The organism is Micromonospora marina, from assembly GCF_900091565.1.
GTDB lineage: Bacteria > Actinomycetota > Actinomycetes > Mycobacteriales > Micromonosporaceae > Micromonospora > Micromonospora marina.
Genome location: NZ_FMCV01000012.1, coordinates 24,753 through 38,280, shown reverse-complemented (window position 1 = coordinate 38,280; position 13,528 = coordinate 24,753). Strand labels below are relative to the sequence as shown.

The 13,528-nt window shown below is 73.0% G+C and carries 15 protein-coding genes; 13 read left to right on the top strand and 2 right to left on the bottom strand.

The genetic code is table 11. The features are described from left to right. Positions 1 to 15 precede the first annotated feature (15 nt). From GA0070215_RS15685 to GA0070215_RS15670, 4 genes are all read left to right on the top strand, one after another. Positions 16 to 2,280 carry a [protein-PII] uridylyltransferase gene (locus tag GA0070215_RS15685; protein WP_018786323.1) on the top strand — a complete coding sequence of 755 codons (2,265 nt, stop codon included), beginning with the start codon at positions 16 to 18 and terminating at the stop codon, positions 2,278 to 2,280. A gap of 198 nt (positions 2,281 to 2,478) precedes the next feature. After that, entirely contained in the window at positions 2,479 to 4,041 is a 1,563-nt protein-coding gene (gene ffh / locus GA0070215_RS15680; RefSeq protein WP_091046757.1) for a signal recognition particle protein, read from the top strand. Between the two features lie 101 nt (positions 4,042 to 4,142). Beyond that, positions 4,143 to 4,532 carry a Uma2 family endonuclease gene (locus GA0070215_RS15675; protein ID WP_244167017.1) on the top strand — a complete coding sequence of 130 codons (390 nt, stop codon included), beginning with the start codon at positions 4,143 to 4,145 and terminating at the stop codon, positions 4,530 to 4,532. An 18-nt stretch (positions 4,533 to 4,550) separates the two neighbouring features. Then, a complete protein-coding gene (locus GA0070215_RS15670; RefSeq protein ID WP_018786325.1) occupies positions 4,551 to 5,630 on the top strand; it encodes an amidohydrolase family protein in 1,080 nt (359 codons plus the stop codon). Between the two features lie 40 nt (positions 5,631 to 5,670). Here the strand turns inward: GA0070215_RS15670 and GA0070215_RS15665 are convergent, their stop codons facing one another. Both GA0070215_RS15665 and GA0070215_RS15660 read right to left on the bottom strand, forming a co-directional pair. Then, a complete protein-coding gene (locus tag GA0070215_RS15665) occupies positions 5,671 to 6,264 on the bottom strand; it encodes a TetR/AcrR family transcriptional regulator (protein ID WP_091046754.1) in 594 nt (197 codons plus the stop codon). Positions 6,265 to 6,289: 25 nt separating this feature from the next. Beyond that, the gene (locus tag GA0070215_RS15660; RefSeq protein ID WP_018786327.1) at positions 6,290 to 6,820 is read right to left on the bottom strand and encodes a hypothetical protein; all 531 of its coding nucleotides are present in this window, start codon (positions 6,818 to 6,820) and stop codon (positions 6,290 to 6,292) included. A 69-nt stretch (positions 6,821 to 6,889) separates the two neighbouring features. On the opposite strand from GA0070215_RS15660, the gene proS reads away from it, so the two are divergent. From proS to lepB (GA0070215_RS15615), 9 genes are all read left to right on the top strand, one after another. Next, positions 6,890 to 8,296 carry a proline--tRNA ligase gene (proS, locus tag GA0070215_RS15655; protein ID WP_091046750.1) on the top strand — a complete coding sequence of 469 codons (1,407 nt, stop codon included), beginning with the start codon at positions 6,890 to 6,892 and terminating at the stop codon, positions 8,294 to 8,296. 75 nt (positions 8,297 to 8,371) lie between these two features. Next, on the top strand, positions 8,372 to 9,019 hold the full coding sequence (locus GA0070215_RS15650; protein WP_091046989.1) for a ribonuclease FAU-1 family protein: 648 nt from the start codon (positions 8,372 to 8,374) through the stop codon (positions 9,017 to 9,019). A 241-nt stretch (positions 9,020 to 9,260) separates the two neighbouring features. Beyond that, positions 9,261 to 9,719, top strand: coding sequence for a 30S ribosomal protein S16 (rpsP, locus tag GA0070215_RS15645; RefSeq protein WP_018786330.1), 459 nt, complete (start codon positions 9,261 to 9,263; stop codon positions 9,717 to 9,719). Then, on the top strand, positions 9,694 to 9,954 hold the full coding sequence (locus GA0070215_RS15640; protein WP_026268109.1) for an RNA-binding protein: 261 nt from the start codon (positions 9,694 to 9,696) through the stop codon (positions 9,952 to 9,954). The genes rpsP and GA0070215_RS15640 overlap by 26 nt, the downstream gene beginning before the upstream one ends. Beyond that, entirely contained in the window at positions 9,954 to 10,493 is a 540-nt protein-coding gene (rimM, locus tag GA0070215_RS15635; protein ID WP_018786331.1) for a ribosome maturation factor RimM, read from the top strand. The genes GA0070215_RS15640 and rimM overlap by 1 nt, the downstream gene beginning before the upstream one ends. 14 nt (positions 10,494 to 10,507) lie before the next feature. After that, entirely contained in the window at positions 10,508 to 11,296 is a 789-nt protein-coding gene (gene trmD, locus GA0070215_RS15630) for a tRNA (guanosine(37)-N1)-methyltransferase TrmD (protein WP_091046747.1), read from the top strand. Positions 11,297 to 11,439: 143 nt separating this feature from the next. Next, positions 11,440 to 11,799: a 50S ribosomal protein L19 gene (gene rplS / locus GA0070215_RS15625; RefSeq protein WP_018786333.1), complete on the top strand. Its 360-nt coding sequence runs from the start codon at positions 11,440 to 11,442 to the stop codon at positions 11,797 to 11,799. Between the two features lie 168 nt (positions 11,800 to 11,967). Further along, positions 11,968 to 12,846 (top strand): signal peptidase I, encoded by an 879-nt coding sequence (lepB, locus tag GA0070215_RS15620; protein ID WP_091046743.1) that lies wholly within the window; start codon positions 11,968 to 11,970, stop codon positions 12,844 to 12,846. Next, a complete protein-coding gene (gene lepB, locus GA0070215_RS15615; RefSeq protein WP_091046739.1) occupies positions 12,843 to 13,475 on the top strand; it encodes a signal peptidase I in 633 nt (210 codons plus the stop codon). The genes lepB (GA0070215_RS15620) and lepB (GA0070215_RS15615) overlap by 4 nt, the downstream gene beginning before the upstream one ends. Positions 13,476 to 13,528: the final 53 nt, after the last annotated feature.

The window sequence follows — 13,528 nt, the reverse complement described above, 5'->3', positions numbered from 1 at the left end:
GCCGGATCCGCCGACGTGACCTCGTTGACCACGGCTGCCGCCCCCACCGGGGACGGCGCGCCCGTGGTCAACGAGGTCGCCGGCGTACCCGCGGGGATCGGCGCGGCGGCCCGGTCCGCGCGGGCCGGCGCGCTCGACGCCTGGCTGCGCCGGGCCTTCCCGGACCGGGACGGGGTCGCGCTCGTCGCGGTGGGCGGGCTGGGCCGCCGCCAGTGCGCCCCCTACGGCGACCTCGACCTGGTGCTGCTGCACGCCGGGGTGCCCGGCATCGACGAGCTGGCCGCGTCGCTGTGGTATCCGATCTGGGACGCCGGGCTACGGCTGGACCACTCCGTGCGCACGGTCGCCGAGGCGCTGTCGGTGGCCCAGGACGACGTCAAGGTCGCCCTCGGCCTGCTCGACGCCCGGCACGTGGCGGGTGACCCGGCGCTCACCGACCAGCTCTCGCGTACCGCCACCGACCACTGGCGGCGGACCGCGATCCGCCAGCTCCCCGGCCTGCGCGAGATCACCGCCGCCCGCTGGGAGGCGCACGGCGAACTGGCCTTCCTGCTCGAAGGCGACCTCAAGGAGGCGGCCGGCGGGCTGCGTGACGTGGGCATCCTGCGCGCCATCGCCACCGCCGGGGTCACCGACGCGCTCCGCCCGGCCGTGCACGCGGCCCACCGGCGGCTGCTGGACACCCGCGACGCGCTGCACCAGCAGGTGGGCCGCCGGGTCGACCGCCTGGTCGCCCAGGAACGCGACGGCGTGGCACGCCTGCTCGGCGCCGAGGACGGGGACGCGCTGCTGCGGCTGGTGGCAGGCGACGCCCGCACCGTCAGCCACGCCCTGGACGACGCCTGGCGGGCCGCCGACCGGCTCCGCTCCGGCCGGCACCGCGCCGCGCCCGGCCGTCCGCTGCGCCGCCCGGTCGCCCGGGACGTGGTGGAGCAGGACGGCGAACTGGTGCTCGCCCGGACCGCCATCGGGGCCCGCCCCGACCCGAGCCTGTCGCTGCGGGTGGCCGCCGCTGCCGCCACCACCCGGCTGCCGATCGCGCGGGCCACCTGCGAGTGGCTGGCCGCGTACTGCCCGCCGCTGCCCGCGCCCTGGCCGGCGGCCGCCCGCGACGCGCTGATCACCCTGCTCGGCGCCGGTTCCGGCCTGGTGCCCGCCTGGGAGACCTGCGACAGGTACGGGCTGATCGACCGCTGGCTGCCCGAGTGGACCCGGATGCGCAGCCTGCCCCAGCACAACCCGGTGCACCGGTTCACGCTCGACCGGCACCTGGTGCAGACCGCGTACGAGGCGAGCCGGCACACCCGCGACGTGGAACGGCCGGACCTGCTGCTGCTCGGCGCGTTCCTGCACGACATCGGCAAGGGGCTTTCCGGGGACCACTCGACGGTGGGCGCGCCGCTGGCCGAGGCGGTCGCCACCCGGATCGGGCTGCCGCCGGCCGAGGCGGCGCTGATCGGGACGCTGGTCCGGCTGCACCTGCTGCTGCCCGACGTGGCCACCCGGCGTGACCTGTCCGACCCGAAAACCGTCGCGGGCGTCGCCGAGCGGGTCGGCGACACCACCACGCTGGACCTGCTGCACGCCCTGGTGCGCGCCGACGCCGCCGCCACCGGCCCGGCCGCCTGGTCCGGCTGGAAGGGCCGGCTGATCGCCGAGCTGGTGAGCCGGGTGCGCACCACGCTGGACACCGGCGTGGTACCCGCCCCGCCGGCCCCGGACCCGGCGCTCGTGGCCGGGCCGCTGCCTGTCGTACACCTGGGGGAGGACCGGGTGTCGGTGGCCGCCGCCGACCGGCGCGGGCTGCTGGCCACCGTCGCCGGTTGCCTGGCCCTGCACCGCCTGGAGGTGATCTCCGCGGACGCCGCCACCGTCGACGGCCGGGCCCTGGTCGAGTGCCGGGTGCAGCCGCGTTACGGGCTGGCCCCGGACCCGATCGCGCTCAGCGCCGACCTGCGCCGCGCCGTCGGCGGCGACGTCTCGGTCACCCAGCGGCTGCGCGGCCGGGCCCTGGCCGCCCGCAGCCGGGGTGCCGCGCCGCGGGTGGTCTGGCACCGGGAGGCGGCCACCGACGCGGTGCTGCTGGAGCTGCGGGCGGCCGACGCGGCGGGACTGCTGTACCGGGTCACCTGCGCGCTGGACGAGGCGGGCGCCCAGGTGCGGGCGGCCCGGATCTCGACGCTGGGCGGCGATGTGGTGGACGCGTTCTACCTGGTCGGCGGCTGGCCGTCGGATGAGGAGCGGGCCCGGATCGAGGCCGCCGCACTCGCCGCCGTGTAAGGAAGGGCCCCCTGTTAACGCCTCCGGTAGAGGAAGGGCACCTTGTTAACGCGCCCCGTCCACCAGCTACGCCTGCCCGGAGCGGGCGCGTGGGCGGCGGGCCGGAGCGGGGGCGCGGGCGGCGGGCTACCCTAACGGTGGGCTGGACCACCGGCCCGACAGCATGTGCCCGCCGAAAACGACAAACGGGATGTTCGCGTGTTTGACACCTTGAGTGACCGCCTGTCCGGGATCTTCACCAAGCTCCGCGGCAAGGGCCGGCTCACCGACGCCGACATCGACGCCACCGCGCGCGAGATCCGGATGGCGTTGCTGGAGGCCGACGTCGCCCTGCCGGTGGTCAAGGGCTTCATCGCGAACGTCAAGGAGCGGGCGCGCGGAGCCGAGGTCTCCCAGGCGCTCAACCCGGCGCAGCAGATCGTCAAGATCGTCAACGAGGAGCTGATCAACGTCCTCGGCGGCGAGGGGCGGCGGCTCCAGTTCGCCAAGCACCCGCCGACCGTGATCATGCTGGCCGGTCTCCAGGGTTCCGGCAAGACGACGCTCGCCGGCAAGCTGGCCCGCTGGCTCAAGAGCCAGGGCCACCAGCCGCTGCTCGTCGCCGCCGACCTCCAGCGTCCCAACGCCGTCGGGCAGCTCCAGGTGCTCGGTGGCCGGGCCGGCGTCGAGGTGTACGCCCCGGCGCCCGGCAACGGCGTCGGCGACCCGGTGCAGGTGGCCCGCGACTCGATCGAGCACGCCCGTCGCGCCGCCCGGGACATCGTCATCGTCGACACCGCGGGCCGGCTCGGTATCGACACCGAGATGATGCAGCAGGCCGCGAACATCCGCGACGCGGTCCAGCCCGACGAGGTCATCTTCGTCATCGACGCGATGGTCGGCCAGGACGCGGTGCGCACCGCCGAGGCGTTCCGCGACGGCGTGGGCATCACCGGCGTGGTGCTGTCCAAGCTCGACGGCGACGCCCGCGGCGGTGCCGCGCTCTCCGTCCGCGAGGTGACCGGCCAGCCGATCCTGTTCGCCTCCACCGGCGAGAAGCTGGAGGACTTCGACGTCTTCCACCCGGACCGGATGGCCAGCCGGATCCTCGGCATGGGCGACGTCCTCACTCTGATCGAGCAGGCCGAGGCGGCCTTCGACACCGATCAGAAGGAGAAGATGACCGCCAAGCTGATGGGCGGGGAGACCTTCACGCTGGAGGACTTCCTCGATCAGCTCATCGCGGTCCGGCGGATGGGCCCGATCGCCAACGTGCTGGCCATGATGCCGGGCATGGGGCAGATGAAGGACCAGCTCGCCGAGCTGGACGACAAGCACTTCGACCGGGTCACCGCGATCATCCGGTCGATGACCCCGGCCGAGCGCACCAACCCGAAGATCATCAACGGTTCCCGCCGGGCCCGGATCGCCGGCGGCTCCGGCGTCACCGTCATGGACGTCAACCAGCTGCTCAACCGCTTCGCCGACGCGCAGAAGATGATGAAGCAGATGGGCGGCATGATGGGCCTGCCCGGCGGTGGTCGGCGCAAGGCGACCAAGTCGCCGAAGAACAAGCGCAAGGGCACCAAGGGCACCAAGGGCGGCGGGCGGCCGCGTACCGGGGCCGGTATGCCGGGCGGCTTCCCCGGCGGGATGCCGCAGCTCCCGCCGGGCCTGGACCCGGGTGACCTGGCCGGTGGGCAGGGCCTGCCGCCGGGGTTCAAGCTCCCGAAGATCGACTTCAACAAGCTCGGCAAGGGCGGCGACAAGGGCCCCCGCTAGCGTGACGGTGACGGCATGCGGGGTGAGCATCACCCAGGGTCAGTTCTCCCCTGGGAGGAGATGTCAGTGACCGCGGCCCTGATCCTGCCCGAGCGGCACGAGTGGACGGTCGACCTGCCATGCGGGTCGGCCGCCGCAACGAGCCGCGTCCGGACGTGGTGATCCGGCGCAAGCACGCCGGGCGGTCGCCCGTCCCGGTCGAGGACGCTCTGCTCGCGGGGGAGGTCGTTCCCGCCGGGTGGCACTTCAGCGACCGGTACGACAAGACGAAGGTCTACGCCCGCTCCGGGATCCGCTCCTACTGGCTGGTGAACCCGCAGCGCGAGCGGGTCACACTCACCGAGTACACGCTCGACGGCGCCGCGCGCGAGTACCAGGAACTGGCGCACACCGAGGGTGTGTTCGTCACCGAGCGGCCCTGGAAGGTCTCGGTCGATCTGCCGGCGCTGACCGCGCGCCGCAACGACCTGCTCGCCGGCGAGGAGGACTGATCGGGTAGGACTGTGCACATGGCTCTGCACGTGCGCGGTGTGTTCCTTCCCGACGACGAGGTCCGAGACGTCTGGCTGGTCGGTGACCGGGTCACCTTCGAACCGGTGCCCGGTGCCGAGACGGTGGCCGACGGCGGCTTCGTCCTGCCCGGCCTGACCGATGCGCACTGCCACATCGGCATCGCCCGCGGTGGCAGCCCGATCACCTCGCTCGACCAGGCCCGGGAGCTGGCCCGGATCGACCGGGACGCGGGCGTGCTGGCGATCCGGGACGCCGGTTCGCCGTACCCGTACCCCGAACTGGAGGACGAGCCGGACCTGCCGCGACTGGCCCGCGCGGGCCGGCACGTCGCCCCGCCGAAGCGCTACCTGCGCGACATCGGCGTGGAGGTCGGCGCGGCGGAGGTCGCCGCGACGGTGGCCGCGCAGGCCGCGGCCGGCAACGGCTGGGTCAAGCTGGTCGGCGACTGGATCGACCGGGGAGTGGGCGACCTCGCGCCGGCCTGGGACGCCGACACGATGGCCGCGGCGGTCGCCGCCGCGCACGCCGCCGGGGTACGCGCCGCGGTGCACACGTTCTCCGAGTCGGCCGTGGAGATCATGGTGCGGGCCGGGGTGGACTCGGTGGAGCACGGCACCGGGCTCAGCCTCGACCTGATCGACCTGATGGCCCGGCAGGGCACCGCGCTGGTCCCCACGATGATCAACATTCGGACGTTCGGGCACATCGCCGAGCAGGCCCGGTCCAAGTTCCCCGGGTACGCCGACCACATGCTCGCCCTGCGTGACCGCTTCCCCGAGGTGGTGCGCGCCGCGCACGAGGCGGGCGTGCCGATCTACGTCGGCACCGACGCGGGCGGCGGCATCGACCACGGCCTGGCGGCCGAGGAGATGCTGCTGCTGCACGAGCAGGCCGGCATGTCCGCGACGGACGTGCTCGCCGCCGCCTCCTGGCGGGCCCGGGAGTGGCTCGGCTTCCCCGGGCTGGTCGAGGGCGGCCTCGCCGACCTGGTGATCTACCCCGAGGATCCGCGCCGCGACCTGCGCGTGGTCCGGACGCCCAGCCGGATCGTGCTGCGCGGCCGGGTCGTCCGCTGACCGGCCGTCGTCGTCGCGGCCGGCCTGGCGGGCCGTCGGCCTAGCGCGTCGTCGCCGCCATCAGGAACAGGCGCACCGCCAGGTCGGCCAGCCGGTCGGCGGTCTCGTCCACCGGGCCTCCGGGCCGCACGATGTGGCTCACCACCAGGCGGACGACGCTGTCCGCAGCGAACGCCAGCGCCGCCGGATCGGCGTCGGGCAGGCGCTCTCCGGTCCACTCCAGCAGCGCCGCCGCGGCCTCCGCGAGCACCAGCTCGGACCGGGTGGTCAGGTACGGCAGCAGTTCCTCCGAGCCGCCCCTGGTGCTGGTCAGCACCGCCCGGACCAGTGGGTTCTCGGCGGCCGAGGCGAGCGCGCGGTGGATCGCCGCGTACGCGGCCGCGCGGACGTCGGAGTCGTGCTCGCCGAGCGCGGACCGGACCTCGCCGACGAACCGGTCCACCTCGTGCCGGGCCAGCGCCTCGCCCAGGCCCGCCTTGGTGCCGAACTCGTTGTAGACCGTCTGCCGGCTCACCCCGGCCGCGTTCGCGACGGCGCCCATCCGGACCCCGGCCCAGCCGGTCGTGACGGTCAGCGTACGGGCGGCGTCGACGATCGACTCGCGCACCGGAGTGACGTTCCTCGGCTTCGGCATGGTGATCGGAGTCTACGGGCGCTGGTCAGCGCACCTCGAGTTCGTACTCCGCCTCGACCCAGAACCGCCCGCCGTCGTGGCCGGCGAAGGCCAGGTGGTGCGTCCCCGGCGCGGGTGGCGGCACCAGGCCCCACAGGCCCCAGCAGGATACGTGCACCGGCCACGGCCACGCGGTGACGACGTTGTTGAAGAACCCCCGCACCGGGAACGAGGCGGGGGAGCCCGCCGCCCGCACCGGCACCGCGACCCCGTCCAGTTCCGCGTGCCCGCTGGCGTGGGGCATCGGCTCGGCCGGGTCGTCCCGGCGGCCGGGCTGCCACCAGCAGAAGGCCGGGAAGAACAGCGGCCGGCCGGCCGGCACCACACAACGCCTGCTGACCTGGCCGCCCAGCGTGCCCGCGAGGAACCACACGTCGGCGGGCTGGTGACGCCCGCCGTGCCGGCCGGTGGTGTCCTTGAGCGGGTTGACCGGCTGCCGGTGGGCGGCCACCCAGGCCACCCAGCGGGCGGCGAGTGCGGCCGGCGCCGGTGCCGGGTCGGGTCCGGGAGTGAGCATGACGGCAGATGGTAGTGCGGGCGCGCCCGGCTGCGCCGACCCGTCACGGGACGCATAGGATGTGCGGTCATGGCACGCGTGCTCACTCCCCGTGCGGAGGACTTTCCCCGCTGGTACCAGGATCTGATTGCCAAGGCGAAGCTGGCCGACAACGGCCCGGTCCGGGGGACCATGGTGATCCGACCGGCCGGCTACGCCATCTGGGAGCGGATGCAGGCCGAGATGGACGCCCGGATCAAGGCGGCCGGCGCGGAGAACGCGTACTTCCCGCTGTTCATTCCGGAGAGCTACCTCAAGCGGGAGGCCGAGCACGTCGAGGGCTTCTCGCCGGAGCTGGCGGTGGTCACGCACGGTGGCGGCAAGCAGCTCGCCGAGCCGGTGGTGGTGCGACCCACGAGCGAGACGGTCATCGGCGAGTTCATGGCCAAGTGGATCGACTCGTACCGGGACCTGCCGCTGCTGCTCAACCAGTGGGCCAACGTGGTCCGCTGGGAGCTGCGCCCCCGGATCTTCCTGCGCACCAGCGAGTTCCTCTGGCAGGAGGGGCACACCGCGCACGCCACCCGTGACGACGCCCGCGCCTACGCGCGGCGGATCCTGCACGAGGCGTACGAGGACCTGATGGTCAACGTGCTCGGCATCCCGGTGGTGGTCGGCCTGAAGACCGCCCGGGAGCGCTTCGCCGGTGCCACCGCCACGTACACGTGCGAGGGCATGATGGGCGACGGCAAGGCGCTCCAGCTGGGCACCAGCCACGAGCTGGGCCAGAACTTCGCCAAGGCGTTCGACATCAGCTACTCCTCGGCCGAGGGCGGCCGGGAGAACGCCTGGACGACCTCCTGGGGCACCTCCACCCGGATGCTCGGCGGCCTGATCATGTGTCACGGCGACGACAACGGGCTGCGGGTGCCGCCGAAGCTGGCGCCGGTCCAGGCGTACGTGATGATCGTCAAGGACGGCGAGGGCGTCAGCGAGGCGGCGGGCAAGCTGTGCGACGCGCTGCGCGACGCCGGGGTCCGGGTGGCGCTGGACGACCGGACCGACACCGCGTTCGGCCGCCGCGCCGTCGACGCCGAGCTGCGCGGCTACCCGGTCCGCGTCGAGGTCGGCCCGCGTGACCTGGCCGCCGGCAACGCCGTGGTGGTCCGGCGTACGGACGGCTCGAAGGCCCCGACGCCCGTCGCCGACGTGGTCGGCGCGGTCCTGGCCGCGCTGGATGCCGACCAGCGGGCGCTGCACGACCAGGCGCTGGAGTTCCGCCGGTCACGCACCGTCGAGGTGTCGACGCTGGCCGAGGCGATCGAGGCGTCCGCCGACGGCTGGGCGCGGGTGCCGTGGTCGGCGGTCGGCGTCGAGGGCGAGGCCGAGGCGAACGGTCAGGGCGTGACGGTCCGCTGCCTGGTCCGCGCCGACGGCTCGGTGCCGGACTCGGAGGACGAGCCCGACCTGGTGGCGATCCTCGCCCGCGCGTACTGAGGTGCAAGGAAGGGCCCCTTCTTAACGCATTCTGCATAGGCGGGGGCCCTTGTTAACACGACGGCGGGGGTGAGCGTGCGGTTCGAGCCGGGGCGGCTGATCATGCACCGGAACGTGCGCAACGGCCGGATCGGCTGGGTCCGGTCGGCCCGGGTGGTCTCCGACGACGAGCGCGGCCTGGTGCTCTGGGTGGCGCGGGAGGCGGCGGTCGCGCACGAGGTGAACGACGCCGGCCTGGGCATGCGGGCCGTGCCGTTCGCGGAGTGGGTGACGTCGTCCTACCGGCTCGCGCGGGGGCGGTGGAACGGCCCGCCGGTGCTGAAGTTCCTGCCCGTCGGCGCGGCCCACTCGGTCTGGTGGTTCCGCGACGCGGCGGGCCGCTTCCAGAACTGGTACGTGAACCTGGAGGAGCCCGGCGTCCGCTGGGACGACGGCGCGGTGGCCGGGGTCGACATGGTCGACCAGGACCTCGACGTCGTGGTCCACCCGGACCTGAGCTGGGAGTGGAAGGACGAGGACGAGTTCGCCGAGCGGCTGGCGTTCCCGGAGCACTACTGGGTGACCGACGAGAAGGCGGTACGCGCCGAGGGCGAGCGGGTGATCCGGATCGCCGAGGCCGGGGAGTTCCCGTTCGACGGCACCTGGTGCGACTTCACCCCGCCCGCCGAATGGGACGCGCCGGACGAACTTCCGCCGGGATGGGACCGTCCGCCGGTGCGCTGAACCGGTGTCCTGCGTCACGGCCCGCCCCGCCCCGGGCGTGGTGCCCGGGACCGGTGTGAGAGTTCCGGGCTGGATCTGGCAGAATGGGTCGCTGGTATCCGGCGCGCGTCCGGCGCCCTCTAACCCGGGCGCGTCGCCAGTTCACCGAGCAGTCTCCGGCCCAACCCCACTGTGCCGGTCGGCGCTCACCCGCCACACCGCCCGTACGGGCCGGTGAGATCGCAACAGGAGCGAAACAACTGTGGCCGTAAAGATCCGGCTCCTGCGGATGGGCAAGATCCGCAACCCGCAGTACCGCATCGTCATCGCCGACTCGCGCACCAAGCGTGACGGTCGCGCGATCGAGTTCGTCGGTGTGTACCAGCCGAAGGAAGACCCTTCGGTGATCGAGGTCAAGTCGGAGCGGGTCCAGTACTGGCTCTCGGTCGGCGCCCAGCCGAGCGAGGCCGTGCAGCGCCTGCTGGAGCTGACCGGTGACTGGCAGAAGTTCAAGGGCCTGCCGGCCCCGCCGCCGCTGAAGGTCGCCCCCGAGCGGGCCGACCGCAAGGCGGCGTACGAGGCCGAGGCGAAGGCCGCCGCCGGCGTGGCGGACACCCCGGCGAAGCCGGCCAAGAAGGCCGCCGCCAAGGCGGAGGAGCCGAAGGCCGAGGCCCCCAAGGCCGAGGAGCAGACCGGTGCCGAGTCCGGCGAGCAGGCCTGACATGCCGCTGCGTCCCGCTCTGGAGCACCTGGTCAAGGGCATCGTCGACCACCCGGACGACGTCCGGGTGCGCATGGTCGACTCCCGTCGGGGCAAGCGCCTCGAAGTCCGCGTGCACCCCGAGGACCTCGGCACGGTGATCGGGCGGTCCGGCCGGACCGCCAAGGCGCTGCGCCAGGTGATCGGCTCCATCGGCGGGCGTGGGGTACGCGTCGACATCGTCGACTCGTACTGATGCTTCTCGTCGTCGGCCGGATCGGTAAGCCGCACGGCATCCGCGGTGAGGTCACCGTGGAGGTGCGTACCGACGAGCCCGAAGCACGGTTCGCCCCCGGTTCGGTGTTGACCACCGAGCCGGGGGTCACCCCGTCGGAGCCCGGCGCCTGGCGGGTGCCGCCGGCACTCACCGTCGAGTCGGCCCGCTGGCACCAGGGCCGCCTGCTGGTCGCCTTCGAGGGCGTGCTGGGCCGTGACGTCGCCGAGGCGTTGCGCAACACGCTGCTCGGCGTGGACAGCGCCGACGTCGCCCCGCCGGAGGACCCGGAGGAGTTCCACGACCACCAGCTGGTCGGGCTCGCCGTGGTCACCCGCGACGGCGAGCACGTGGGCGAGGTCGCCCGTATCGACCACGCGCCCGCGTCGGACATGCTGGTGCTGCGGCGCCCCGAGGGGCGTACCGCGCTGGTCCCGTTCGTCAAGGCGATCGTGCCCGAGGTGGATCTGGCCGGCGGTCGCGTCGTCGTCGACCTGCCCGGCGGACTGCTCGACCTCTAGCTGGAGCCCACCGCATGCGCGTCGACATCGTGTCGATCTTCCCCGAGTACTTCGCCCCGCTGGATCTGTCGCTCATCGGCAAGGCCCGGGCGAACGGCACGCTGCGGCTGGCCGTACACGATCTGCGGACCTGGACCCACGACGTGCACCGCACCGTCGACGACACGCCCTACGGCGGCGGTCCGGGCATGGTCATGCGCCCGGAGCCGTGGGGTGAGGCGCTGGACGCGCTGGCGCCGGGCGAGCTGAGCCCGGACGGGCATACGTTGCCCCGACTGCTCGTGCCGTCGCCCGCGGGCGTTCCGTTCACCCAGGCCCTGGCGCACGAGCTGGCCGCCGAGTCGCATCTGCTGTTCGCCTGCGGCCGGTACGAGGGCATCGACCAGCGGGTGCTGGACCACGCCGCGACCCGGATGCCGGTGACCGAGGTGTCCCTCGGTGACTACGTGCTGTTCGGCGGCGAGGTGGCCGTGCTGGTGATCCTGGAGGCGGTCACCCGGTTGCTGCCCGGTGTGCTCGGCAACGCGGGGTCGCTGGACGAGGAGTCGCACGCGCACGGGCTGCTGGAGGCCCCGCTCTACACGAAGCCGGCGAGCTGGCGCGGGCTGGACGTACCCGAGGTGCTCCGTTCCGGCGACCACGCCCGGATCGACCGCTGGCGGCGGGACGAGTCGCTGCTGCGGACCGCGGCCCGGCGTCCCGACATGGTCGCCGGGCTGGCCCCGGAGGCGCTCGGCGAGCGGGACCGGGCGGCGCTGGACCGGGGCGGATTTTCCTCGCCACCGGGGCATGTGGCAAAGTAGAGGGGTTGCCGCATCCGTCCACGCCGTGGGCGGTTGCGAGGACCCTCGACCGGGGCCGGCCTCGCCGGTCGCCACCCGGGGGTCAGAATCACCCGTTCGCGCATCGACTGACGATGCGCCGTGAGCCTCACGAGGACGCAGCGATGAACATCCTGGACGCCCTTGACGCCCAGTCGAAGCGTACCGACCTGCCCGACTTCCGTGCCGGTGACACCGTCAAGGTGCACGCGCGGGTCGTCGAGGGCAACCGGTCCCGGGTCCAGATCTTCCAGGGCGTCGTCATCCGCCGCCAGGGTGACGGTCTGCGCGAGACCTTCTCGGTCCGCAAGGTCAGCTTCGGTGTCGGCGTGGAGCGGACCTACCCGCTCAACGGCCCGGGCATCGACCGGATCGAGGTCGTGACCCGCGGTGACGTGCGTCGCGCCAAGCTCTACTACCTGCGTGAGCTGCGCGGCAAGAAGGCCAAGATCAAGGAGCTGCGGGAGAAGCAGCCGGCGAGCTGAATTCCGTACGCCACGCCGCCCGAGCTGCGCGGATGTCGTATCCACCAGACCGCATTACCCTGGTCGGTACGGGCGTAGCCGGACGGTGCGAAACGGTCCACTGCCGCCCGTGGGGTCTCCGAGGGGACTCCCGGGCGGTAGTGTCGTTTCCGCGGACCGGAGAGTGGCATGGTGCACATGGTTGACGAGGACGGCACCGTCGATCCCTGGCGCCGGCGGGCCCGTCGCAGTCGCCGCCAGATGCCGCTCTGGCAGGAGTTGCCGCTGCTGCTGATCGTGGCGTTCTGCCTCGCCGTGCTGATCCGCACGTTCCTGCTCCAGGCGTTCTTCATCCCCTCCGGGTCGATGGAGAACACGCTGCTCGTCGGCGACCGGGTGCTCGTCAACAAGGTCGTCTACGACGTCCGCGACCCGGTGCGCGGTGAGGTGGTGGTGTTCCGGGGCACCGACCGCTGGGTCGCCCAGGAGGCGCCCGCGCCGCCGGCCGACTTCGCCGGGCGGGCCGGCCGGACGCTCGGCGATCTGGTGGGCGTCAGCCGCCCCGGCGAGAAGGACTTCATCAAGCGCGTCATCGGGGTGCCGGGCGACAAGGTCTGGTGCTGCGACGACGGCCGGGTGGTCGTCAACGGGATGCCGCTGGACGAGCAGGCGTACATCTTCGAGGACTCCCCGGTCGAGCTGCCGCCCAATCCGAAGGAGTGCCGGTCCCGGCAGTTCACCGAGGTGGTGGTGCCACCGGGGCAGATCTTCGTGATGGGTGACCACCGGCTGGTCTCGCAGGACGCCCGATGTCAGGGGCCGGTGCCGATCGAGAACGTGGTCGGCCGCGCCTTCATGATCGTCTGGCCGTCGCAGCGGTGGACCAGTCTGCCCGTCCCCGAGACGTTCACGAGCGTGCCCCGGTCGGACGCCGCGCCCGCGGCGGGGCCGGTGGATCCCGACCCGGTCGGCGGCGTCGTTGTGATCCTTCCGCTCGCGGCGACGCTCACCGTTCTGGCGGGTTCGGGGCGACCGCGCCGCACCCTTGGACGTAGGCTCCTCCCGTGATCGACGAGCAGACCGAGAAGCCCCGCAGCTCCTTCTGGAAGGAGCTGCCCATCCTCCTGGGCGTGGCGATCCTGGTCGCGGTGCTGGTGCGTGCCTTCGTGCTGCAGACCTTCTTCATCCCGTCGCAGTCCATGGAGAACACCCTCAAGATCGACGATCGGGTGCTTGTCAACAAGCTGGTCTACGACTTCCGCTCGCCGCACCGGGGCGAGGTGATCGTGTTCAAGGCGCCCACCGAGTGGAGCGGCGACCCCGACGGTGAGGACTTCATCAAGCGGATCATCGGCGTCGGCGGCGATCACGTGGTCTGCTGCGACCGCACCGGCGGGCAGGACCGGCTGGTCATCAACGGCAAGCCGATCGACGAGCCGTTCCTCTTCCCCGGCAACAAGCCCGCCGACCAGGACTTCGACATCACCGTGCCGGAGGGGCGCCTGTGGGTCATGGGTGACCACCGGGAGGCGTCCGGCGACTCGCTGGAGCACTGGCAGCAGTCGGGCGAGGACATCAACGTCGCCACCATCCCCGAGGGCGAGGTCGTCGGCCGGGCCTTCACCATCTTCTGGCCGGTCGGCCGCGCGACCTTGCTCAGCGTCCCCGAGCAGTTCGACGGGATCCCCAATCCCTGAGCCCGCCCGCGCCACGCCCCGCCACGCCGTCCCGCCGTCGAGGGCGGGAGGGC